A 22996-nucleotide genomic window follows, 5' to 3' on the forward strand; every position below is an offset into this window, starting at 1 on the left:
AGATGTCCATGAATCAAGTGAAAAAGCAAAAACCTTTGACTAATGAAGAGGTCAAGTATTATATAAAAAAGAGCCAAGCAGGTGATCAAGCGGCAAAGGATATTCTTGTTGAACGCAATATTCGTCTTGTTTGGTCGGTTGTTCAACGCTTTTTAAATCGAGGCTATGACCAAGAAGACCTATTTCAAATCGGTTGCATTGGATTATTAAAGTCTATCGATAAATTTGATTTAACCTACCAAGTCAAGTTTTCAACCTATGCTGTTCCAATGATAATTGGAGAAATTCAACGTTTTATTAGAGATGATGGCTCAATTAAAGTAAGTCGCTCGCTTAAGGAACTTGGTCATAAAATAAGAAGAGAAAAAGAATTATTATCTAAAGCATTTGGTAGATCGCCGACTATTTCTGAACTTGCATGTTCACTTGAAATAACGCCTGAAGAAGTCATCCATGCTGAAGAAGCAGTTAAGCAACCGCACTCCATTCATGAAACAGTATATGAAAATGAAGGAGATCCAATCACCTTGCTTGATCAGTTGGCGGAAGATGAAGAGAAATGGTTTGATAAATTATTAATTGAAGAGATGCTTAAAAACTTAGGTAAAAGAGAACAACTCATTGTTTACTTACGCTATTATCAAGATAAAACACAATCTGAAGTGGCTGAGCGATTAGGTATTTCTCAAGTTCAAGTCTCTCGACTCGAAAAGAAAATTTTAATGTACATGAAAGATCAGATCAGTCATTAGCGGTAAATCTAAAGGTGCGTCATCACTTAACGCACCTTTATTTGATTTTAAAGTATAGTTGAAATCATTTTATCTATACTAAGTATAGTTAAAGATAAAGGATGTGTACAGCATGATTAAACGTAAGGACGCACCCTTCAAGTTGGGACAAATCAAAAAAGTAGAAGACTATATGCGTGAATGTGTGGGCGTGGGTGAGTCATTTGACGTGGACTTTCGAGAAATTATTTTGTTAAAACAGAAAGTCCACTTATACTATGTTAATGGTCTTTGTGATTCTCTTATTATTGTTGAGTTATTAAAAGTTTTAATTGCTATTAATGACAATGAACATGAAGCTGAACAGTTGCCAGCTATTGTGAAAAACCGTCTTGTTCATCAGCAATTTGAAGAGACTGATCAAATCGATAAAACGATTACTGATGTATTGTCTGGGCTTATTGCTGTTTTCATTGAAGGTTACGATCAAGCTATGATTGTTGACGTGAGAACCTACCCAGGTCGAAGTCCAGAAGAGCCGGATACCGAAAGAGTTGTAAGAGGTTCGAGAGATGGTTATACAGAAAATATTATTGAAAATACAGCATTAACGAGAAGACGGGTACGTGACCCGCGTTTGCGTCATGAAATTATAAAAGTTGGCGAGCGTTCTAAAACAGATATTTGTTTGGCGTATATCAAAGATTTAGCTGATCCCAAATTGGTAAAGTTGATTAAAAAAGAATTAGAAATGGTGAAAACAGATGGTTTATCAATGGCTGATAAATCCTTAGAAGAATTCATTGTTCATCAAGGCCTTAATCCGTTTCCTTTGGTGAGGTATACTGAACGTCCAGATGTGGCTTCAAATCATTTGTTTGAGGGACATATACTTATTATGGTTGACACCTCACCAAGTATGATTATTACACCGACTACGTTCTTTCATCATTTGCAACATGCTGAGGAATATAGACAATCTCCGGCAGTTGGAACATTTGTAAGGTGGGTAAGATTTTTTGGTATATTAATTTCAATTTTTCTACTGCCTTTCTGGTATTTATTATCGATAGAAGAACAATTATTACCTGAAATGCTTCAGTTTATTGGCCCTAATGAGGAAGGAAATATTCCTTTGTTTTTACAGATTATATTTGCAGATGTAGGTATTGAATTTTTACGTATGGCAGCTATACACACCCCTGCCCCGTTATCAACTGCGATGGGGTTAATTGCCGCCGTATTAATTGGAGAAATTGCTATTGACGTTGGTCTTTTTTCGCCAGAAGTCATACTGTATGTTGCCTTAGCAGCGATCGGTTCCTATGCAACACCAAGTTATGAACTAAGTGTCGCAAATAAATTAGCTCGATTAGCGATTGTTATTACAACGGCGATCTTTGGATTACCTGGTTTCGTTGCTGGAACAACACTATATATATTAGCGCTGGCTAAAATTAAATCATTAAATACGCCTTATTTATGGCCTTTTATCCCGTTTAATCTGAAGGCGCTACTTCAGATACTCATTAGATATAGTGTACCTGCTACTGAAACACGTCCAAGTATAACTCACCCTAAACAGAAACGTTGATCATTTGACTTACTAGTTGATTAGTCCAAGTAGTTATGATAAATTAATTCTATTCTTATAGAAGCATAATAATATCTTAAATCAGCATCCCTTACTTAAGTTTGATGATTTGAATTTAAATCTTACTTAAAGGGATGTTCATTTTTGAATGTTTAGTGGTTAGATAAAAAAGGGGGGGCAATGGTGCTTGGACACGAGGCAATAAACGAGAAGGGTCATCTTACTATTGGAGGTATTGATACGACTTATTTAGCTAAAAAATATGGAACGCCATTATTTGTTTATGATGTTGACAAGATCAGAGCAAATGCCCGAGCATTTGTTAATGGCTTTAAGAATCTTGGTGTTACTGCTCAAGTTGCATATGCTAGCAAAGCATTCTCTTCTATAGCTATGTTACAAGTAGCTAAACAAGAAGGGCTAAGTTTAGATGTGGTCTCACAAGGAGAGCTTTATACAGCGTTAGAAGCCAACTTTCCTGTTGATAAAATCCACATGCATGGTAACAATAAAAGTGTAGATGAGTTAGAAATGGCGATAAAAAATAAAATAGGTTGTATTGTGGTAGATAATTTTCACGAAATAGAATTACTTGACCATTTATTAACTGTACATGATCAAGAAATTGACGTATTATTACGTGTTACTCCTGGAATTGAAGCACATACACACGATTATATATTAACGGGTAACGAAGATTCAAAATTTGGTTTTGATTTAACTAACGGACAAGCTGACAAAGCATTCAAGCTAGTTAATCAGAATAAAAGGATTCAAATGAAAGGTTTACACTGCCATATTGGCTCGCAAATCTTTGAAACGGATGGGTTTATTATGGCTGTGCGTCGACTTTTTGATGCATTAGCGCAATGGAAAGAGAACGAGAACTATCAGCCTAAAGTATTAAATCTTGGTGGTGGATTTGGTATTCAATATACCGAAGAAGACCAGCCTTTAGCCTTAGATCAATACGTCACAGCACTTGTAGATGAAATAACGATTCAAACAAAACAACATGAAATGAACTTCCCGGAAATTTGGATCGAACCCGGTCGAGCGATCGTAGGGAATACAGCACTAACGCTATATCAAGTAGGTTCAAAAAAAGAAATACCAGGCGTTCGTAACTATGTTTCCATCGATGGGGGAATGACTGATAACATTAGACCTGCACTCTATCATGCAAAATATGAAGCGACTATAGCTAACAAAGTAAATCACGCCAAAACGTATAAAGCTTCTATTGCGGGGAAATGTTGTGAATCAGGTGATATGTTAATATGGGATATTTTGTTGCCAGAAGTGGAAGCTGGTGATATACTAGCAGTGTTTAGCACAGGAGCTTATGGCTATTCCATGTCGAGCCACTATAATCGATTTCCTAAATCGGCGGTAGTTTTTGTAGAAAATGGTCATGATCAACTGGTTATGCAAAGAGAATCTTATCAAGATCTCATTCGATATGATCTATCATATGAATAAATGGAGGATGTTAGTATGGCAAAACAAGCAATAATTACTTTTGAAAATGGTGAAGAAATTAAAATCGAATTATATGAAGAAGCTGCCCCGAACACCGTTGCTAACTTTGAAAAACTTGCCGATGAAGGGTTTTATGATGGGGTTACTTTTCATCGTGTCATCCCTGGGTTTGTTGCACAAGGTGGCGATCCTACGGGAACTGGAGCGGGTGGACCTGGTTACACGATAAAATGTGAAACAGAAGGAAATCCGCACAAGCATGTCGCTGGTTCTTTATCGATGGCACATGCAGGAAAAGACACAGGAGGTAGCCAGTTTTTCCTTGTCCATGAACCCCAACCACATTTAGATGGTGTACACACCGTTTTCGGGCAAGTTACTGAGGGAATGGAAACTGTACTACGTATTCAGCAAGGCGATGTTATGGAAAAGGTCGTTGTAAAAGACGTTTAAAGCGACAAGGGTGAGCGTAGAACGAACAAATGGCATGATCAAAATCATATCTACATGTTTACACTTTTATACGATTAGTTTTCTATTCACAATAAAGTTATAAGACCTTATCACGGTCTAGTAAGGGGTTAATATGTTAATAAGATTCAAAAAATCGATGGAAAAGATTGCAATGGGTCTGTTGTCTTTTATGCCTGAAGAAAAAGATGTTAAGAAATTGCAACAAACGATGAGAGCTTATGAGGAAAATGACGCTTGGCAACTTTATTTATGGAAAGAGGAAGAAGATGTATTAGGTGCTATTGGTATTTATATTGATGAATCATCTCAAAAAGTGGTTGTACAACATATTTCTGTCAATCCATCACATCGAGATTTGGGAATTGGTCACAAGATGATTGATGCCATTCGTTCTAGTTATCAAGAGAATTATCAAGTTAAACCTAATGATTTGACCGAGGACTTTCTTAATAAATGTGAATAGTGGGAAATATAGCCTTGAAGCACTACAGTAATCTACTGTAGTGCTATTTTACTTCGATGATGATATAGCATGTAGAGCGATTGACTCTTAAACTTATCCTATATCTAGATTATGTAATTAAAACGGATATAAGATGGTAAGTTATAAAATCAATGTGTTATAATAAAACGAACCTTCAATCAGCGGGGAAAATTCATCCTTCACTGATTGGTCGTTGAGTGAATCTGGACACTTGCGTCCGTTATCTCCAGCCTATATAGATGATCTCTGCTCTCTATTTTGAGGCGTACGGTTATTTGTAATAAAGGCTGATTTAGGAGAATGATATTGAGGGGGCTTAACATAATGTTAGAATCTTATAGTGTTAGTGTAGAAGGTTTCGAAGGGCCACTCGATCTCTTGTTACATCTTATCAATCGTTATGAAATAGACATCTACAATATTCCGGTAGCTAAAATATCAGAGCAATATATGCAATACATTCATACGATGCAACAACTTGAATTAAATATAGCAAGTGAATATTTGGTTATGGCGGCAACCCTTTTAGCTATTAAGAGTGCGATGCTTTTACCGAATCAAGAAATAGAGGAAGGCGACGATTACGAGGGTGAAGATCCACGCGATGAATTAATTGCTCGATTAATCGAATACCGAAAATATAAGGAAGCAGCCCAGACGCTTCAGGAGCTAGAGGGTGAAGAGAAGGAAAGCTTTACACGACCTCCAGAAAAATGGACAGAGGATAAAAAATTAATCTCAAAACCTAAAAAAGGAGCAGTTACGGTTTATGACATGCTATCTGCCATGCAGAATGTTTTTGATCGAAAAAAATGGAATCGGCCAATGACAACAACAATTGAAAAGATAGAAATTCCGATTAAACAGCGCATGAAAGAAGTACTATCTCAAGTCGAAACAGCTAAGCAAGGCATACCGTTTGACCAACTTTTTCCTTACCCTTCAAAAAGCCATATGGTAGTGACATTTATGGCTGTGCTTGAGTTAATGAAGGATAAATTGATATTTTGTGAGCAAGAGCGCACCTTTGATTCTTTAATAATACATAGATGGAGAGGATAAAGATTGGACATAAATCATTATAAAGCCATTATAGAAGGATTATTATTTGTATCGGGCTCAGACGGATTAACGATCAAGCAAATAGCAAATATTCTAGAAACAGATAAAGATACAGTTGATCATCTGATTAATGAATTAAAGTATGATTATGAAAGTGTCTATAGGGGAATACAAATACTTGAATCTGAAAGCCATTATTTTCTGTCTTCCAAGTCTGAACATGCTGAATATTTTAAAAGGTTAATGACAGACTCACATACAACTAAGCTTTCACAAGCCAGCCTCGAAACATTGGCGATTATAGCGTATAACCAACCCATTACCCGGACTGAAGTCGAAGAGATAAGAGGAGTCAAGAGTGACCGACCGATTCAAACGTTATTATCACGTGGTTTTATTGAAGAAATGGGTAGAAGAGATACAGTAGGAAGACCGATGATGTTTGGAACAACATTGGATTTCTTGACTTATTTTGGACTGAAATCAATTGAAGAATTACCACCTTTAACTGAACAATCGATGATCGATGATGAAATAACAGAAGAAGCAGATTTATTTTTTAATCAATTAAAAAATAAAGAACAAGAAAAGTAAAGAGGTTCTACATATGTAGAACCTCTTTACTTGATGTTGAACTCCATTTTTTGTATGTTAGCAAACTATAAAAAATTCAATGAAAGAAATTTGAGCAACAAAGTAAACATAGAAGTGTTCCATTATAAGACCATTTTTTAAAAAAATTCATCTCAACCGTTCAGATAACCGTCCGTAAAACACCCTCTCAAAATAGAGCGTAGAGCAAATCGATTGAGGTGGGTAACAACGGACGTTAATGTTCGGATGCTCTCAACTAACCATTAGTTTGAACCATTAGTTTGAAGGTTCGTTTTATAAAATAAAATGCAGAAGGGGTAAGTTTTGATAATCACTTCAATCAGCGCATAACTTAAATTTTCTCACATAAATTGATTAGAGAAAACAATAAATTGCGACGATAAAGAAGGTGTATTATGCAAAACACAATGAAAAAAAAGTTAATTACAATTATAGTTTTAATTGGTGTTGCATTTTTAATCCCGCAACAAGTACAAGCTAAGCCGTTCGTTTCTGCGGAACAAGCCGTTTTATTGGATCAAGCAACCGGTGAAATTCTTTATCAAAAAAATACAGAAGAACCACAATTAATTGCAAGTATTACAAAAATAATGACAGCGCTCATTGCCATTGAATATAGCGAATTAGATGAATACGTAAAAGTCAGTAATGATGCTGTATTAACAGAAGGATCGTCTATTTATTTAATCGAGAATGAACGGATCTTATTAAAAGATCTTGTTTATGGTTTAATGCTTAGATCAGGCAATGATGCGGCGGTGGCTATTGCAGAGCATGTGGGAGAAAGTCTTGATGGATTCGTTTTTTTAATGAATGAAAAAGCAAAATGGCTCGGTATGAATGATACATCTTTTGCTAATCCTCATGGGCTTGATGCGGACAACCACTATTCGACAGCCAAGGATATGGCGATTTTAATGCGTTATGCGATGGGAAATGAGTTATTTGCTGAAATAACCGGTGCCAAATCTTTTCAATCCGAGAATCGAACGTATGCATGGGGAAATAAAAATAAACTTTTAACGACCTATTATCCGCCTACAATTGGTGGAAAGACAGGTTATACAAAAGCCGCAGGAAGAACGCTAGTCTCAGTTGCTGAGAAAGAAGGCAAACAATTGATCGTTGTAACGATCAATGACCCTGATGATTGGCAAGATCATATGCGCTTATATGAGTGGGGCTTTGAACAAATTGAAGATCAAGCCTCGTCCACATTTCCATCAGAAGCTGAACATCGATATACGACTTTAGAGCAAACAAAAATGCTATTTAAAAAGATGGTGGGTTTACCATGATGGTACACCTTATTTGGGCTGGTTTGGCTTGCATCGGTATTATATATGGTTTATTTAACGGAACAATTGCCGATGTTAATGAAGCGATTTTTTCAAGTGCACAAGAAGCGATTCAATTAATCATTGGACTGGCTAGTGTATTAGTATTTTGGTTAGGCATCATGAAAATAGCTGAAGAAGCAAATATTCTAAAACAGTTAAGTCGTGCATTTAAACCTTTCATTGCAAGGCTATTCCCTGATATACCTAAAGATCACCAAGTTATTGGTTATATTACATCTAACTTTATTGCTAACTTATTTGGTTTAGGAAATGCTGCAACACCATTAGGACTTAAAGCAATGCAAGGGATGCGAGAGCTATCTCAAAATGATGAAGCAACACGGTCAATGATTACATTTTTAGTTATAAACACATCAAGTTTAACTTTAATCCCAACAACTGTAATCGCACTAAGAATGCAATATTTATCACACAGTCCGACTGAAATTGTATTAGCGACGTTAATTGCAACTTGCTTATCAACTTCCGCTGCAATTTTAATTGATCGCTTATTCTATTTTAAAAGGGTGAACAAAAAAAGATGATGAGTGTAATTTCAAATATAAGCTTGTTGTTTATTCCAATGTTTGTACTCGTTGTGCTCAGTGTAGCTACATTTAAAAAGTTACCAACCTATGACTTGTTTGTAGAAGGGGGTAAGGAGGGACTATCTATGGCCATCTCTTTACTTCCTTATTTGTTAGGTATGCTCGTATCTGTTTCAATATTTAGAAGTTCAGGTGCACTCGATGCGTTTGTGCAGTTGTTACAACCACTTTTAACATTTTTGCACGTGCCCAGTGAAATCATTCCTCTTGCGCTTACCCGTCCTATTTCCGGTACAGCAGCCTTAGCCATTACATCTGATCTTTTGAAAACGTTTGGACCTGATTCCTTTATTGGGCGTTTAGCTTCAACAATGCAAGGGAGTACCGACACGACATTTTATATTATCACGATATATTTCGGCTCTGTCGGTATTAAAAAAATGGGGGATGCCCTAAAGGTTGGACTATTAGCCGACCTAATTGGTATAATAACAGCAATTATAGTTGTATCGATTTTGTTTGGGTGAACATTTTGAACTATACAGTAAAGAAATCAAGTTGTGTTATACTATAATTTCTGGCAAAATAAGAGATGTTAAGATAAAATAATTAAAGTGAAAATTGGTGATCGGATGTCTGCAAATGAAGAAAGACTCCAAAAAGTAATTGCTCATAGTGGGATTACTTCTAGGAGAAAAGCTGAAAAATTAATTGAACAAGGTAGAGTTAAGGTAAATGGTACAACGGTTACAACGCTTGGATTTAAAGTGACAAAAGATGATAAGATTGAAGTAGATCATGTGCCTATCACAAAAGAAAAACCTGTTTATTACCTTATTTATAAACCTCGGGGTGTAATCTCAAGTGTAAAAGATGATAAGGGACGCAAAGTGGTTACTGATCTTATCCCTCATATTGATGAACGTGTATACCCAGTAGGACGCTTAGATTATGACACGTCAGGCTTAATTTTATTAACAAATGATGGTGAATTAGCACAATTACTTATGCACCCAAGCCATCAAATTGACAAAGTATATATAGCTAAACTTGAAGGTGTCCCAACTAAAACAGCACTGAGTCAACTAAAGAAAGGGATTCAATCAAATGGAGAACGTTTGAAGGCTGTTAATGTCATCATACAGTCGGTTGATCAACAAAAACAAACGTCGATTGTTGAAGTGACGTTGCATGAAGGTAAAAACCGCCAAGTAAGACGTATGTTTGAATCGATTAACTTACCCGTGCAGAAATTAAAAAGAGAACGTTATGGGTTTTTAAATTTAAACGGTTTACAATCTGGAGATTATCGAGAGCTCACTCCTCATGAAGTTAAACAATTAAGAGCAGAAGCATTAAAAAATAAATAATTGGTGTTGCTCTATGGTTTATAGGTGCGTGGATTGAAATTAACGCAGGTTATCCTCACATCGCATATAAATTATGACATCACCGCTTTTATGCAAAAAATGTTGAAATAGACTTGATTACGGGTGGGGAATGTTAGTTGGTGTCAAAGAAAGGGGTATCTGGGATGGAAAACGAACAAACGATATTAATTATTGAAGATGAAGACCGGATTCGACGTTTGCTATCCATATATTTAGAACGAGACGGCTTTCACATTATAGAGACGGATAATGGTAATGACGGTATAACCTATGCATATGAACAATCTTTTGCGTTAATTATTCTAGATTTAATGTTACCGGGTATTGATGGTATAGAAGTATGTAAAGCTATTCGAGAGCAGCAAACAACACCGATTCTTATGTTGACAGCTAAGGGAGAAGAAGCGAACCGGATTGAAGGATTTGAAGCTGGAGCAGACGATTATGTTGTGAAACCTTTTAGCCCAAGGGAGGTTGTTCTCCGAGTGAAAGCCCTCCTACGACGGTCGCATCATTTAAAAAGCACTGTGCAAGATAAGCCGGTTAAAAATGTGTTAGCTTTCGATCATTTAACGATTGATAATGACGCCCATCGTGTGACGGCAAATGATGTTGAAATTACATTAACACCTAAAGAATATGAACTTCTTTATTTTTTAGCAAGTAATCAAGATCGCGTATACGATAGAGAGCAGTTACTTAAGGAAGTTTGGAAGTATGAATTTTTTGGTGATTTACGTACGGTCGATACCCATATTAAGCGATTAAGAGAAAAATTAACTAAAGTATCAGAGGATGCTGCACAGATGATTGTGACTGTTTGGGGCGTTGGTTATAAATTCGAAGTGGACGACCTCTAATGCTTTGGCGAAGTATTGTTGTTAAATATTGGTTTTTCTTTATCCTTATATTTATCATATGTTATACTTCTATGAGTTTCATTATCTATTCTCAATTTAACGCGCACTTAATTAATCAAGCTGAAAATGAGCTAACATTAACCGTTAAAAGCGTTAATAAACTTATGAATAACACGACCAACCGTCAGATTGATGAGATCCGCGATCACGAATATGGTATTATTATGTTCAATAAGAATAATCAAGTTGCCAATGAAAGTGAATGGCTTTCCTTTATAAATGAAGTGAGTGGGGTTAAACAAATACATAGTGATCAAATTAACATGCATGATAAGCAATTATTGATTGTCGGTCATTTTAGCCCTCAGTCAACGATAATGGCATACCGATCTTTAGATACTATTGCACAGACGCTTACTAAAGTTGAACAACTTTTGTTCATGATTGGGCTATTGCTATTAATTGTTTTCAGTGCGTTCAGTTATCTATTGTCGAAACGTCTCTCTGAACCTTTGTCTAAAATGAGAAAAACAGCTCTCACTTATGCGAAAGGAGACTTTAATTTAAAATTACCGATGAATAACCCAGATGAAATCGGTGAATTAGCAATGGCATTTAATCGAATGGGCAGACAATTAAGTTATCAACTTAATGCATTAAAGCAAGAAAAAGAAATCTTATCTAACATACTTCGCTCTATGCATGATGGTGTGCTCACGTTGAATCTTGATGGGGAAATAATTATCTCAAACCCGCAAGCTAATCAATTTATTGCTGATTTTCTTTATCAGGAAAATCAGGTATCAACCAGACAGATTCCAGATCAATTATACGACTTTATTCAAGACGTGATTAAAAAAAGCATTCCTCAGAGCTATCATTTAAAAATTCAAGGACGAGATTGGACGATGGTCATATCACCCTTGTATGAAGAGCAAAGCATTCGAGGCGTTGTAGCTATTGTTCGAGACGTGACAGAACAGAACCAACTTGACCAACTTAGAGAATCATTTTTAGCAAACATTTCACATGAGCTAAGAACACCGATATCTTTGATGCAAGGTTACAGTGAGGCTATTATTGACGGTGTTGCGAGATCACGGGAAGAACAAATCGATTTAGCACAAATCATTTTAGATGAATCGTTACGAATGGGACGTCTTGTTAATGAACTATTAGACTTAGCTAAACTTAAGTCAGGACAAATCGATTTAATCATTAATAGCTACTCCATTTCTGAATTTTTAGCAAGAATTATAAGGAAATTTAAAGTCAAATGTACGAATAATGGTATCTCGTTCTCATTTGGGAATAATGCAACCGTTGACGAAATACCGTTTGATAGGGATCGATTAGAACAAGTACTAACAAATTTAATTGATAATGCGATTAGACATACACCTGTAAACGGAGAGATTAAACTAATCTTAACGGAGGCCAATGACAACCTTATTTTCGAACTTCATGATACAGGTTCAGGTATACCAGAACAAGATTTACCTTTTATCTTTGAACGTTTTTACAAAGCTGATAAGTCGAGATCACGGACACAATTGAACAAAAAAGGCACGGGTTTAGGCCTGGCTATTGCTAAACAAATTGTTGAAGCACATGGCGGACAAATATCCGCGCAAAGCAAGTTAGATAGAGGAACGACTTTTAAATTTAGTTTACCCAAAAATAATCTATAATATATTGGTGTATAACAGGGAATTTGGTGTGAATCCAAAACTGTCCTCGCAACTGTAAATAGTTACGAAATGAAGAAAGCCACTGGAATTTGATTCTGGGAAGGACTCAGAGTAGCATGCTATAAGTCAGGAGACCTACCAATATATATCAATAAATGCTTCGGGGATTGGGCGTTTTGTTATTCAAAAATAGAATATAGACGTTTAATTCTCCATATTAAATTGGAGGAGATTTCACAATGAAGAAATTAATTGGAATGTTTTGTTTTGTTTTATTATTGACAGGCTGTCAAGCTGGCAATCAAATTGAAGGAGAAGCCATTGATATTGAAATATTGATTTCAACGAATCATCAAGAAGAAATCATACAGCAAGACCAGTTAGAGGTAGAAGACGGCGCGATTTTATTAGATGTTCTAAAAGAACATTACGAAATTGAAGCGTCTCCTGATGGTTTTATTACAGCAATTGAAGGTATAGAGCAATATGATGATTTTTATTGGTTGTATGAAGTTAATCAGGAAGAAGTATTTGTAGGAGCAGGTGAGTATGAACTTTCTGATGGTGATGAAGTGAACTTTGATTTACATGAATGGGAAGAGTGATGCGGTTTAATTTACATAAATTAACTCTCGTTTCCATTATAGCTGCTATAAGTGCTGTCGGAAGAATCGCTTTTCAGTTCATTCCTAATTTTCAACCGACGACTGCGATTATTATTATCGCTTCTTACTTTCTCGGCCCTCTATCTGGTGTATTATTAGCTATAGTATCAACTTATTTGTCTAACCTTGTACTGGGTATTGGATTATGGTCAATTTGGCAAATGTTTGCTTGGGCAATGATCAGTTTATTATCATCCTTACTTAAAAAAATAAACTTAAAAAAAACATTACCGATCTTAATAATAATTGGTGTTTTTGCTGGTTTCTTTTATGGGGCTGTTTTCGCTTTCGTTAATTTGTTGATAACGAATAAGTTCTGGCCTTATTATTTGGCTGGGCTAACATTTGATTTAAATCATGCAATAAGTAATGTCATTTTCATTGTGATTTTATACAAACCGATGACGCGTTTGTTTGCAAACATCAGTATACTTTAATCATGTAACTTTTTTGTAAGCATGTCGACTAATAAATTGAAGACAGGGGGTCTTATCTTGTGAAGACCACATTTGATTCGCTTTATGACCAGTATCATAATGACTTATTTCAATATGTTTTTTACTTAGTTAAAAATCGAGAGGCGACAGAAGATATTGTGCAAGATGTCTATATCAAAGTATTGAAGTCATATGATAGTTTTCGTGGTGATAGTAGTGAAAAGACTTGGCTTTTTTCTATTGCAAGGCATACCGCGCTGGACTATTTTCGAAAACAACATCGACAACAAAATAGATTGGCCCATTTCTTCAACAAAGATCAAGAAATAGGGAAGTTAAAAGATCAGGATCCCTTGCCTGAAGAAATTGCAGAAATGAATGATGAAATGAAAATGATATATAGACTTTTGGATCGGTGCACATTGGATCAGAGAAATGTGCTTATCCTACGTTATATTCAATCATTGACTATCCATGAGACTGCTCAAGTACTAGAATGGTCAGAAAGCAAAGTGAAAACAACACAACATCGAGCGATTAAGAAACTTCAACAATTGGTTGCTGAAGAATAAAAGGGGTGAGGCAGTGATGGATCAAAATAAAAGGGAAAAGCAGCTCATGCAGAAATTAAAACAGTTCCCAACTATAAAAGATGAACAGAGTAAAACAACCCTTTATCAATCTATAGAAAACCAGCTAAATGAAAAACAAGCTAGTCAGCATCATTCTAAATTTAAATGGATCATTCCTTCGATTGCTTCGGCAACTTTAATCGTATTAATCATTATTATGGTGCAACCCCAATGGTTTCAAAATGACCAATTATCTGATACACCGATGACAACACAAGATCATAACGTGGAACAAAAAGATCAACAAATGGCGATCATGGAGTCAGAGGAAGATGACAGTGATGACTTGGAAGACCTTCAAGGTTTTGAAACCCTTGAAGGTGGTGAACGAGCTGGAGAATTGATTTATTATCATGATGAGTCTAATCGATTCCCAATATTTACGATTGCTGTTTCGGACAGAGAAGGGCAGTATGTAATTCCCATTTCTTTAGTATCTACATCTTCAACGGGTGATCCAAATGACTATTACAATCGCATTCATACGTTTATAGATGAAGGCGCCTTAGGTGTAAGACTGTTTCCTTTTGAAGACATTCATTTTGAGTTTGCTAATCAAAACCAGACGATTTACATGACTGTTGATGACGATTATCAATTTCCACAAGGATCGACCCAAGCATATATCTTTCAAATGAGTATCAATTTTATGTTTGCTGATTACCCGGCAACTAGCTTGACGCTAAGGACTGAATCACACGATTATATAGACTTGGGACCACTTGGTGAAATGGAGAGTTTGGAAATAGAAGAGATGGTACATTTGGCTTATAAATTATATCAAGATGAAAACCGGGAACGTTTGCTTGTTCCTCTTAGAGAGACACTATCTGGAGATCGATTTTATACAATAGATGAAGCCTTTGTTGAAATGCAACAGACAGAAGAAGAGCAAAACATCTACGCACCGATCCCGATCGATGTCACTTTTGAAGTAGATGCTGCAGATTCTAACCAACTAAAAATTTTCTTTGAATCACATGCTGAATTTGGTAATAATACTTTTACAAAAGAAATGATTGAATCGATTTTAATGACCGCTAAAAGTTTTGGTTTTAGTGAAGTAGATCTTACAATAGATGGCGTGGATTCAGAGATCAGCAACTTTAATCTAAATGATCCACTTCCAGTTCCTGACGCGGTAAACCCTATTATATTACATTAAACGCTAAACGAAATTGAATTTAAGTAACGAATCTTTGAACAATTGCTATTAATATTGTTCAAAGATTCGTTTAACAGCGTCTCATTTATAAATAGAAAATAGGTCTAAGTCTATTTTTTGACAATTCCACGAATATGAATGATATTCAACATGTTAAAATTTAGCATGTTTTTGCACAAATGGTGTTTCTTTCACTTTTATTGAACCCGTTGGACAACTTTCAAATGCGGCAAACATGTCATCAACCAATATATTTGGAATAGCAGCTTTGCCTTGATTTTGATCTAGTAAACCATAAGCTATTCCCTCATCATCATAATCATATACTTCTGGAGCATGTGCTCCACAAGCACCGCAAGCAATGCAGGTTTCTTTATCAACACACGTATAATAGCTCATCGCTATTTTCAACCTCCCTAGTCAGTTAACTTCCTCTATTCTAAATGGTATCTTATTAATAATCAATAATAGCATTAATATAACAAGATTGATAAAATAAAAAGAGATTACTATGAAATGAGTGTAAAACATGTTTACCTTTATCATTTTGTTTTGTGTTGAACGATTAAAGTCTCAACGCAGTATGGCTTCTGTTTATCATATTTTGCAAGGTAAAAGAGCAGCACAAACCATACAAGATGCGAATCTGTATCAATTAACAGATGTTTTTTCTATATATAGTAAACTACGAAGATCTCAATTTGATCAAGTCATGAATCAATTATTACAAAGTGGCTGGATAGCATTAGATTTGGACAAGCATGTTTATGTGACTGAAGAGGGGAAGAAATATTTAACAGATCACCAGGGTTGTTTTCAAATTCAATACTTTAATGGAGCGACATATGCAAAAATATTTGAGCTTTTTGTTAAAAGATTTTCTTTAACGATTCAAACGTATTCGAATGTGGTTATGCACCGCAGAACGTTTGTACCCATTATTGAGGATGATGCCACGCAACAGTGGGTAAAGCGACATTATCAAATCGATCAAAATGACTTAAAAGCTTATTTAGTGGATCTCCACGAGAGTACGAAAGCTTTTTTACAAACTATTGACAGGCGGTCAGCTCAATTATTTGTAGATCGCCTGACAGGTTATCAACAAGTTGGCTTATCTGTCCAACAACTAGCAAAAAAAAATAATGTATCTGAACATGATATTCAAATGATGTTAACATTAACTTATCATCGTTTTTTACAGTATATTGAGGATCGACGGCCCCAAAGTTTATTAAGATTTATTGATGACGAACTTAGCTTAGTTAATCAACACTTTATGACTAATTCTGCAGAAAAAACCTATCAATTAATCCGTACAGGGCTGACTATTGATGATGTCATGGCAGTAAGAAAATTAAAAAGGAGTACAATCGAAGATCATATTGTCGAACTGGCTTATGCTCTACCTAATTTAAATATTGAAACGTATATTAGTGAGGTAGATTTCAATAAAATTGCAGAAGTTGTTCGAATGAATGATAACCGTAAATTATCATTGATTAAATCTCATTTAAATGATGAGTTCAATTATTTTCAAATAAGATTGGTGCTGGCACGCTATCAAATAAAGCTTAACTAGGAGTGGGAGCTTGGAAAATCTAGAAAATTCTTTGGAGCGTTATTTTAGTTATAAAACATTTCGCACAGGACAAAAAGAGATTATTAGTGATATCATGGCTGGTCAGCATGTTTTGGCGACGTTACCTACGGGGGCAGGTAAATCGATATGTTATCAACTGCCAGCTTTATTAGTAAAGGGGGGTGTCATCGTTGTTACACCTTTACTTTCATTGATGGAAGATCAAGTTAAACAAATGAAGCAACGTGGTTATTCACATATTACTTCATTAAATACCTTTAATACTGAACAAGAACGTTTAACGATCATACGAAATCTACACAAATATAAACTTATATTTTTATCACCAGAAATGCTCCAAAATCAAAATGTATTAAAAAAATTGATGCTTATTGATATTTCACTATTTGTCATTGATGAAGCACATTGTATTTCACAATGGGGGCACGAATTTCGACCTGACTATTTAAAATTAAATAATGTAATTGTTGATCTTAAATATCCGACTATCCTTGCTCTAACTGCTACTGCCACACCAGATGTTCAAAAAGATGTCATCTCTCAATTAGCATCAGTAAAATTCAAGAAACATATTTATCCAATGGATCGAGACAATATAGCCTTATACGTCAAACAGGTAGATCATCATCATGAAAAGGATCGCTTTATTATAGCTGTATTAGAACGCTATAATGTCCCTACCATGATCTATTTTTCAAGTAAAAAAGAGACAGAACGTGTTGCTTCGATTATTAATCAGCGATTTGATCAATTAAATGTTGCTTATTATCACGGAGATCTTGATACAAGTGATAGACTGCTAATACAACAACAATTTATGGAAAATCAACTTGATGTCATTTGTTGCACAAGTGCATTTGGTATGGGGATTAATAAATCGGACATACGTTTAATCATTCACTATCACTTGCCGACACAACTTGAATCGTTTATTCAAGAAGTGGGGAGAGCTGGGCGTGATCAATTAGAAAGTGTTAGCATTACTTTGATATCACCAAATGACCATCAAATTCCCCAGCGTTTAATCGAGAGTGAGTTACCTTCTTTAGAATCTGTTGAAATGCTATGGTCAGAAATTGAATTACTGTCACAAAGCAAACTAACTGTAAAAGTAGATACAAACGAATGGGCCCAACGTTATAATTTTTCTGAAGTTCATTTACGTTTTATTAAAAATTTTTTAGAAGCTTACGGAATTTTGAAGTATAATAAATATATAGTGAGTCATTCATCGATTCATGAAGCAAAGATAGCCATTATTAATAAAATTAAAGAGCGGAGCCGATATAAAAAACACAAGTTAAATGAATTGTTAAACTGGTTAGCAACCAGTGGATGTCGAAGACAACGGCTTTATGCGAAATTTCAATCGCATATTTCTCCAGCTAAATACCAATGTTGTGATCGTTGTGGTTTTGATCTGTTTCAATGGCAGCCGAAACAATCGGGCTATCGCCAACGCATCAATGATTATTTATCTCAATTAAAATCGGTAATGATACCTTTTAATGAGGACGAATGATCATGAATGGTTTCCGTGAAATTGTAGAACAGTTGTCAGCAAAACAGTTAAGACAAGCTGTCTATTTCACTCAATTGATCATAACTGGTTGTGCAGGCCTTCTGACTATTTTTTATAGTTATAGGGGCGTTGAATTTTCTAAGTTTATTACGTTTGATTGGATTGAACTTTTTTATTTTTCATTTATACCGGCTGTCATTATTTTAACGATTGATTTGTTATTATATCATTATTTACCTGATAAATATTTAGACGATCAAGGTGTGAACAAGAAAGTATTTAAGGATATTACTTTATGTGAGTTATTATTGATAACCGCTTGGATTGCTATCGCTGAAGAATGGTTATTTCGGCTTGTTATTCAGAGTCAATTTGGCATTGTTGTAACGATGCTGACTTTTATATTTTTGCATACTCGCTATCTAAAACAACCTTTATTGTTAATAAATATTAGCTGTTTAAGCCTTGGATTAAGTTTAATTATGGAATTAACAGGGAATATCTTAACGGTGATTGTTTTACATTTTCTTATTGATTTTGGTCTAGGTTTATACATTCGGAAAGCATAATGTTGTGATAATAAAAGTGATTTTAAAAGTTTTAATTATAAAAAACGAACACATTTGTTAAAGTTAGAACAATTACGAAATATGCGTTTTCTTTCAGGGGGGATATTAAATGGATAAGCCAAAAGAAGATCAAGCACATTTGTTAAGAGAGCAAATGGATGCTATTAATAACAACGGAAAATTATTCGCAACTGAAGAACAAGAAGACGCTCACGGTCAAGAGGATATTGATGTTTTGAACTTACCACCTCGAAGTGTAGTTCATGATGAAAAGTCGTCAAGAGTGAAATGGAAAGTCAGTTATGCGCTTATCCGATTATTTGCGATTTTATTCATTATCATTGTTGTGCTTGTTTTAACCTTCAATTATTGGGGCAATTATTTTTTTCAGTTCAATAATTCTTCTGAAGCACAGGCAAATCAAGTGGGAGAATCCGTGCAAATTGTTTCACGAGGCAACCATTTGTCAGATGAAGTCACAAGATGGTTTCAACTGAATGATGACAATGATCAACAAACAGAAATAACCGGACGCTATTATCAAACTCAAGATAACGATTCTTTACAATCAATCATTGAAATGTTTTATGATGATGAGCAATATCTTTCTTTAATAAAACGAATCAATAACTTAAATATTTCAACAGATGCATTATTAGAGGAAAATCGCTCGTTATTCTTACCAAATATGGTGGATTAATGATATTAAAATTATTAGTGATAAAAACCTGTTTTTCTATATTATAACAACATACTGACTTGTAATGATATGTAAGTCAGTAAAATTAAGGCTGTCACAGAGGAGTCTGGCTGATATGTCTTATTTTTTTTATAACCTTATTCGGTTAGTTATTTCTCTCATGCTATACTTAAAAATAAACGCTGATTACAGAAAGGGGCGACCACATGAAAAAAATTCTTATTATACATACAGGTGGCACAATTGCTATGGCTGAAAACGAAGTAACCGGTTCGGTAACGCCTGTAAGCCATCACCCATTAACTGAACACATTAATCAGTTACAAGCGATTGCTGATGTAGATGAGATACAAGTCTTTGATCTTCCTTCACCACACATGACGCCAAATCATATGTTGGTATTAGGTCAACAAATAGAAGAGCAAGCAAAAAAAGCTAAATATGATGGTATAGTTATTACTCATGGCACTGATACGCTAGAAGAAACGGCCTACTTTTTAGATTTGTACTTAAGCTGCACCATACCTGTTGTCATTACTGGAGCCATGCGATCAAGTAATGAGATTGGTTCTGATGGACTATATAACCTCATTAGTGCCATCAGAGTAGCGAGTGATGATGAAGCAACACAAAAAGGTGTTTTAGTTGTTATGAATGATGAAATTCACTCCGCAACTTATGTGACAAAAACTTCAACTAGTAATGTAGCAACTTTCCAAAGTCCTCAGTTTGGTCCGATTGGTATTTTAACAAAACAAGAAGTCTATTTTTATCATAAATGGATTCGATTTGAACCGATAAAATTTAATGCAATTACTAAAACGGTAGTTTTAATCAAAGCATATACCGGGATGGATCAAGCGTTTATAAATGCTGTTTGTCAATTGCCACTAGATGGATTAGTGATAGAAGGGTTTGGTCAAGGAAATCTACCTCCTTGTATCGTTAGTCAAATTGAACAATTAATCGAAAATAGGATTCCTGTTGTTTTAGTATCACGAAGTTTTAAAGGTGTGGTGCAACCCACTTATGGCTACAAAGGTGGGGGGGAAGATCTAAAAAACAAAGGTGTGTGGTTCGCAAAGCGATTGACAGGTCAAAAAGCTAGAATAAAATTACTTGCTTTGCTAGAAGCAGGTTACCAATGGGAACAGATTAAAGCAATATTAGAAAGATAAGCATTAATGACCTTATTATATGGGCAGTCATTAATGCTCTTATGTTAGGGAATAGCTGTTTATTTTAGTAGCACGTATATAACAATAAAATGAATAAATTGAGGGAAACATTCACAATGAGGTTTATGACATATTAGCTAAGTCATAAACCTCATTTCTAGGTAACAGATCCTAGCAAATCAAGCAAATTAACACGTAAAACGAAACCAATCAGTAGGCTTTTTCGTTCTTCGCCTACTGATTGTTAGATGAGTGAATCCGGACATTAGCGTCTCTATTTTGAGGTGGGTGTTTTACGGACCGGATGGTTACCCGTGATAAATGTGTCTTAGCATTTAAATTTCTGTCGAATAAGATGCATAGCTTGCTCGATCATAATCGGCGTACCGTATTCAATTATTCTTGCGGGTGCGACGACGCTAGCCTCAGAGTATTCAGACAATAACGCAATTAAGTCTTCTTGGTGATGTTTGGCTAAGATATCGTCCGAAAAATAAACATAATAGTATCCCTCATAGTAATAGATCGATCCTTCATCAATATTTAATCGCTCTAGTGTATACGCCAGTTGAATAATATCGTCAAAATCGTCAAAGACGTAAAGCAGAGCATCACTCTCATCTAACGTCACTTGCATTTCAATATAATCATCATCAGCGTCAAAATATTCCTGAGTCACGATAATTAACATGCCTTGTGCTTGTAATAAGTATACTTGGACCGATAATATACCTGACAGTTCAAAATCTAATTCATCACTCGCTTCAAACATCATGTCATGAAATAGAGCTTGCATTGCAGGAAGGTCTTTCCACAGCACATCTTCTGTAAGTCCTCTTTCAACAAGATCATCAAAAGTTAAAAAAATCTTAAACTGGTTGGATGATAACCTTTCTAATCGCACGTCAATTACCCCCTTTTCGCTTTCACACTAAAGAAATGACAAAAAAACCACGGATAATCATTTCAATTACTTAAAACTTATCTACTTCTCGCCATCTTCTTTCATTAAAAATTTTTCTCATACTTAAAAAAGATCTTTTGATTATTATATGATATTCAATTCAATTTTGAAACATAGACGCATAGATGAATTTTTAAGAGATATCTGTATTTTGTGTATAAAAAAAAGCTTTTATTAAAAACTAGTTAGCAACAATCCATATTCAATCCGTTTAGGAGGCGAGTAAATGAAAAGCACATTAATTAAATGTTTACTTTTAAGTTTTGTCTTAACGATTACAAGTATCCATCATAATCAAGAAGTTTATGCCTTTAGTCCACAAGTGGTTCAACACGGTGCAACTGGAGAAGATGTCGTCGAGTTACAAGCACGACTTCAATATATTGGTTTTTACAATGGTCAAATAGATGGTGTATTTGATTGGGGAACATATTGGGCTTTACGTCATTTTCAACATGAATTTGGGATGAAGGTAGATGGTTTAGCAGGTGATCAAGTGAAAGATATGCTTGAAAGGGCAACTGACTATGATGAGGCCTTTGTCCGAGAAAACTTAAAAGCTGGGAGAACATTCACTCACTACGGTGGAATGAACAAAGAAGATCAAGTCAAACACGAACAACCTCCTGCTCAAGAGCAGCAGAAAAAAGAACAACCTCCTGGGGGGGAAGATCAGTCTGACCAAGAAAAACCTGATCCGAAACCAGAACAACAAGTGCCTGATCCTGAACCTGGTGCAGAACCGGAGCAACCAGCACCTGAGCCCGAGCCTGATGCAGAACCGGAACAACCAGCACCTGAACCGGAACAAGAACCCGAACCCGATTTTCAGGAAGAGCCACAACCAGAACCTGAAGCTGAACAGCCTGATCCAGAACAAGATGGTGAGCCGATTGAACCAACCTCCGTTAATGTGCCAAATGGGTATTCACAAAATGATATTCAACTGATGGCTCAAGCAGTTTACGGTGAAGCAAGAGGTGAACCCTATGAAGGTCAAGTAGCAGTTGCAGCAGTTATATTAAATCGTATTCAAAGTTCAACCTTTCCCAACACGGTATCGAGTGTGATCTTTGAACCTTTAGCCTTTACTGCAGTTGCTGATGGTCAAATATATATGGACCCGGATGATACTGCTAGACGTGCTGTACTTGATGCAATCAATGGTTGGGACCCATCTGGGGAAGCGATTTACTATTTTAACCCAGATACTGCAACATCAACTTGGATTTGGTCAAGACCACATATTAAAAGAATTGGTAAACATATTTTTTGTATGTAATATACTG

At 35.5% G+C, this 22996-nt stretch carries 25 protein-coding genes and 1 riboswitch; of the genes, 23 read left to right on the plus strand and 2 right to left on the minus strand.

Going from position 1 to position 22996, the window contains the following annotated elements; all coding sequences use genetic code 11:
- Positions 1-2: 2 nt before the first annotated feature.
- The 17 genes from sigF (at position 3) to JOE23_RS13610 (ending at position 15171) form a co-directional block, all read left to right on the plus strand.
- Positions 3-752 (plus strand): RNA polymerase sporulation sigma factor SigF, encoded by a 750-nt coding sequence (gene sigF / locus JOE23_RS13530; protein WP_204439154.1) that lies wholly within the window; start codon positions 3-5, stop codon positions 750-752.
- Between the two features lie 112 nt (positions 753-864).
- Complete coding sequence (locus JOE23_RS13535; protein WP_204439157.1) at positions 865-2325, plus strand: spore germination protein; 1461 nt, start codon at positions 865-867, stop codon at positions 2323-2325.
- Positions 2326-2505: 180 nt separating this feature from the next.
- Positions 2506-3807: a diaminopimelate decarboxylase gene (gene lysA / locus JOE23_RS13540; RefSeq protein ID WP_204439159.1), complete on the plus strand. Its 1302-nt coding sequence runs from the start codon at positions 2506-2508 to the stop codon at positions 3805-3807.
- A 15-nt stretch (positions 3808-3822) separates the two neighbouring features.
- The gene (locus tag JOE23_RS13545) at positions 3823-4260 is read left to right on the plus strand and encodes a peptidylprolyl isomerase (RefSeq protein WP_204439160.1); all 438 of its coding nucleotides are present in this window, start codon (positions 3823-3825) and stop codon (positions 4258-4260) included.
- A gap of 133 nt (positions 4261-4393) precedes the next feature.
- Positions 4394-4744: a GNAT family N-acetyltransferase gene (locus tag JOE23_RS13550; RefSeq protein ID WP_204439161.1), complete on the plus strand. Its 351-nt coding sequence runs from the start codon at positions 4394-4396 to the stop codon at positions 4742-4744.
- A 345-nt stretch (positions 4745-5089) separates the two neighbouring features.
- Entirely contained in the window at positions 5090-5827 is a 738-nt protein-coding gene (locus tag JOE23_RS13555) for a segregation/condensation protein A (RefSeq protein WP_204439162.1), read from the plus strand.
- A 3-nt stretch (positions 5828-5830) separates the two neighbouring features.
- Positions 5831-6421, plus strand: a complete 591-nt coding sequence (scpB, locus tag JOE23_RS13560) for an SMC-Scp complex subunit ScpB (protein ID WP_204439163.1) — start codon at positions 5831-5833, stop codon at positions 6419-6421.
- Between the two features lie 416 nt (positions 6422-6837).
- Positions 6838-7740, plus strand: coding sequence for a D-alanyl-D-alanine carboxypeptidase family protein (locus tag JOE23_RS13565; RefSeq protein WP_204439165.1), 903 nt, complete (start codon positions 6838-6840; stop codon positions 7738-7740).
- Positions 7740-8327 (plus strand): nucleoside recognition domain-containing protein, encoded by a 588-nt coding sequence (locus tag JOE23_RS13570; RefSeq protein ID WP_204439336.1) that lies wholly within the window; start codon positions 7740-7742, stop codon positions 8325-8327. The genes JOE23_RS13565 and JOE23_RS13570 overlap by 1 nt, the downstream gene beginning before the upstream one ends.
- Positions 8327-8857, plus strand: coding sequence for a spore maturation protein (locus tag JOE23_RS13575; protein WP_204439338.1), 531 nt, complete (start codon positions 8327-8329; stop codon positions 8855-8857). The genes JOE23_RS13570 and JOE23_RS13575 overlap by 1 nt, the downstream gene beginning before the upstream one ends.
- A gap of 105 nt (positions 8858-8962) precedes the next feature.
- Entirely contained in the window at positions 8963-9700 is a 738-nt protein-coding gene (locus JOE23_RS13580) for a pseudouridine synthase (RefSeq protein WP_204439340.1), read from the plus strand.
- Positions 9701-9864: 164 nt separating this feature from the next.
- Positions 9865-10581: a response regulator transcription factor gene (locus JOE23_RS13585; RefSeq protein ID WP_204439167.1), complete on the plus strand. Its 717-nt coding sequence runs from the start codon at positions 9865-9867 to the stop codon at positions 10579-10581.
- A gap of 71 nt (positions 10582-10652) precedes the next feature.
- Positions 10653-12272, plus strand: coding sequence for a HAMP domain-containing sensor histidine kinase (locus JOE23_RS13590; protein WP_239585433.1), 1620 nt, complete (start codon positions 10653-10655; stop codon positions 12270-12272).
- Positions 12261-12429: riboswitch (cobalamin riboswitch) on the plus strand. Its footprint overlaps the gene before it by 12 nt.
- A gap of 82 nt (positions 12430-12511) precedes the next feature.
- Positions 12512-12877 (plus strand): DUF4430 domain-containing protein, encoded by a 366-nt coding sequence (locus JOE23_RS13595; protein WP_204439171.1) that lies wholly within the window; start codon positions 12512-12514, stop codon positions 12875-12877.
- The gene (locus JOE23_RS13600; RefSeq protein WP_204439173.1) at positions 12877-13374 is read left to right on the plus strand and encodes an ECF transporter S component; all 498 of its coding nucleotides are present in this window, start codon (positions 12877-12879) and stop codon (positions 13372-13374) included. Before JOE23_RS13595 ends, JOE23_RS13600 begins: the two co-directional genes overlap by 1 nt.
- 59 nt (positions 13375-13433) lie before the next feature.
- Positions 13434-13946 (plus strand): sigma-70 family RNA polymerase sigma factor, encoded by a 513-nt coding sequence (locus JOE23_RS13605; protein WP_204439175.1) that lies wholly within the window; start codon positions 13434-13436, stop codon positions 13944-13946.
- 16 nt (positions 13947-13962) lie between these two features.
- Positions 13963-15171 (plus strand): hypothetical protein, encoded by a 1209-nt coding sequence (locus tag JOE23_RS13610; protein WP_204439176.1) that lies wholly within the window; start codon positions 13963-13965, stop codon positions 15169-15171.
- Positions 15172-15324: 153 nt separating this feature from the next.
- On the opposite strand, the gene JOE23_RS13615 is transcribed toward JOE23_RS13610, so the two are convergent.
- The gene (locus tag JOE23_RS13615; RefSeq protein WP_204439178.1) at positions 15325-15570 is read right to left on the minus strand and encodes a ferredoxin; all 246 of its coding nucleotides are present in this window, start codon (positions 15568-15570) and stop codon (positions 15325-15327) included.
- A 130-nt stretch (positions 15571-15700) separates the two neighbouring features.
- Between JOE23_RS13615 and JOE23_RS13620 the strand changes: the two genes are divergently transcribed.
- The 5 genes from JOE23_RS13620 to JOE23_RS13640 all read left to right on the plus strand — a co-directional run bounded on the left by JOE23_RS13620 (position 15701) and on the right by JOE23_RS13640 (position 20743).
- Complete coding sequence (locus tag JOE23_RS13620; protein ID WP_204439179.1) at positions 15701-16753, plus strand: YpbB family protein; 1053 nt, start codon at positions 15701-15703, stop codon at positions 16751-16753.
- Positions 16754-16763: 10 nt separating this feature from the next.
- Positions 16764-18296 carry a RecQ family ATP-dependent DNA helicase gene (locus JOE23_RS13625; protein WP_204439181.1) on the plus strand — a complete coding sequence of 511 codons (1533 nt, stop codon included), beginning with the start codon at positions 16764-16766 and terminating at the stop codon, positions 18294-18296.
- 2 nt (positions 18297-18298) lie between these two features.
- A complete protein-coding gene (locus tag JOE23_RS13630) occupies positions 18299-18865 on the plus strand; it encodes a CPBP family intramembrane glutamic endopeptidase (protein ID WP_204439183.1) in 567 nt (188 codons plus the stop codon).
- 109 nt (positions 18866-18974) lie between these two features.
- Positions 18975-19565: a hypothetical protein gene (locus JOE23_RS13635; RefSeq protein WP_204439184.1), complete on the plus strand. Its 591-nt coding sequence runs from the start codon at positions 18975-18977 to the stop codon at positions 19563-19565.
- 206 nt (positions 19566-19771) lie between these two features.
- On the plus strand, positions 19772-20743 hold the full coding sequence (locus tag JOE23_RS13640) for an asparaginase (protein ID WP_204439186.1): 972 nt from the start codon (positions 19772-19774) through the stop codon (positions 20741-20743).
- 328 nt (positions 20744-21071) lie between these two features.
- On the opposite strand, the gene JOE23_RS13645 is transcribed toward JOE23_RS13640, so the two are convergent.
- On the minus strand, positions 21072-21647 hold the full coding sequence (locus JOE23_RS13645; protein ID WP_204439187.1) for a genetic competence negative regulator: 576 nt from the start codon (positions 21645-21647) through the stop codon (positions 21072-21074).
- A gap of 286 nt (positions 21648-21933) precedes the next feature.
- On the opposite strand from JOE23_RS13645, the gene JOE23_RS13650 reads away from it, so the two are divergent.
- Positions 21934-22989, plus strand: a complete 1056-nt coding sequence (locus JOE23_RS13650) for a cell wall hydrolase (protein ID WP_204439189.1) — start codon at positions 21934-21936, stop codon at positions 22987-22989.
- The last annotated feature ends 7 nt before the right edge of the window (positions 22990-22996 follow it).

Origin of the sequence: Amphibacillus cookii, assembly GCF_016908375.1 — a bacterium.
Lineage (GTDB): Bacteria > Bacillota > Bacilli > Bacillales > Amphibacillaceae > Amphibacillus_C > Amphibacillus_C cookii.

Excerpts from the sequence above, each read along its gene's own strand:
- sigF (WP_204439154.1), top strand. The coding sequence starts at position 3 with ATGTCCATGAATCAAGTGAAAAAGCAAAAACCTTTGACTAATGAAGAG.
- JOE23_RS13535 (WP_204439157.1), top strand. The coding sequence starts at position 865 with ATGATTAAACGTAAGGACGCACCCTTCAAGTTGGGACAAATCAAAAAA.
- lysA (WP_204439159.1), top strand. The coding sequence starts at position 2,506 with ATGGTGCTTGGACACGAGGCAATAAACGAGAAGGGTCATCTTACTATT.
- JOE23_RS13545 (WP_204439160.1), top strand. The coding sequence starts at position 3,823 with ATGGCAAAACAAGCAATAATTACTTTTGAAAATGGTGAAGAAATTAAA.
- JOE23_RS13550 (WP_204439161.1), top strand. The coding sequence starts at position 4,394 with ATGTTAATAAGATTCAAAAAATCGATGGAAAAGATTGCAATGGGTCTG.
- JOE23_RS13555 (WP_204439162.1), top strand. The coding sequence starts at position 5,090 with ATGTTAGAATCTTATAGTGTTAGTGTAGAAGGTTTCGAAGGGCCACTC.
- JOE23_RS13565 (WP_204439165.1), top strand. The coding sequence starts at position 6,838 with ATGCAAAACACAATGAAAAAAAAGTTAATTACAATTATAGTTTTAATT.
- JOE23_RS13570 (WP_204439336.1), top strand. The coding sequence starts at position 7,740 with ATGGTACACCTTATTTGGGCTGGTTTGGCTTGCATCGGTATTATATAT.
- JOE23_RS13575 (WP_204439338.1), top strand. The coding sequence starts at position 8,327 with ATGAGTGTAATTTCAAATATAAGCTTGTTGTTTATTCCAATGTTTGTA.
- JOE23_RS13580 (WP_204439340.1), top strand. The coding sequence starts at position 8,963 with ATGTCTGCAAATGAAGAAAGACTCCAAAAAGTAATTGCTCATAGTGGG.
- JOE23_RS13585 (WP_204439167.1), top strand. The coding sequence starts at position 9,865 with ATGGAAAACGAACAAACGATATTAATTATTGAAGATGAAGACCGGATT.
- JOE23_RS13590 (WP_239585433.1), top strand. The coding sequence starts at position 10,653 with ATGAGTTTCATTATCTATTCTCAATTTAACGCGCACTTAATTAATCAA.
- JOE23_RS13595 (WP_204439171.1), top strand. The coding sequence starts at position 12,512 with ATGAAGAAATTAATTGGAATGTTTTGTTTTGTTTTATTATTGACAGGC.
- JOE23_RS13600 (WP_204439173.1), top strand. The coding sequence starts at position 12,877 with ATGCGGTTTAATTTACATAAATTAACTCTCGTTTCCATTATAGCTGCT.
- JOE23_RS13610 (WP_204439176.1), top strand. The coding sequence starts at position 13,963 with ATGGATCAAAATAAAAGGGAAAAGCAGCTCATGCAGAAATTAAAACAG.
- JOE23_RS13615 (WP_204439178.1), bottom strand. The coding sequence starts at position 15,570 with ATGAGCTATTATACGTGTGTTGATAAAGAAACCTGCATTGCTTGCGGT.
- JOE23_RS13620 (WP_204439179.1), top strand. The coding sequence starts at position 15,701 with ATGTTTACCTTTATCATTTTGTTTTGTGTTGAACGATTAAAGTCTCAA.
- JOE23_RS13630 (WP_204439183.1), top strand. The coding sequence starts at position 18,299 with ATGAATGGTTTCCGTGAAATTGTAGAACAGTTGTCAGCAAAACAGTTA.
- JOE23_RS13635 (WP_204439184.1), top strand. The coding sequence starts at position 18,975 with ATGGATAAGCCAAAAGAAGATCAAGCACATTTGTTAAGAGAGCAAATG.
- JOE23_RS13640 (WP_204439186.1), top strand. The coding sequence starts at position 19,772 with ATGAAAAAAATTCTTATTATACATACAGGTGGCACAATTGCTATGGCT.
- JOE23_RS13650 (WP_204439189.1), top strand. The coding sequence starts at position 21,934 with ATGAAAAGCACATTAATTAAATGTTTACTTTTAAGTTTTGTCTTAACG.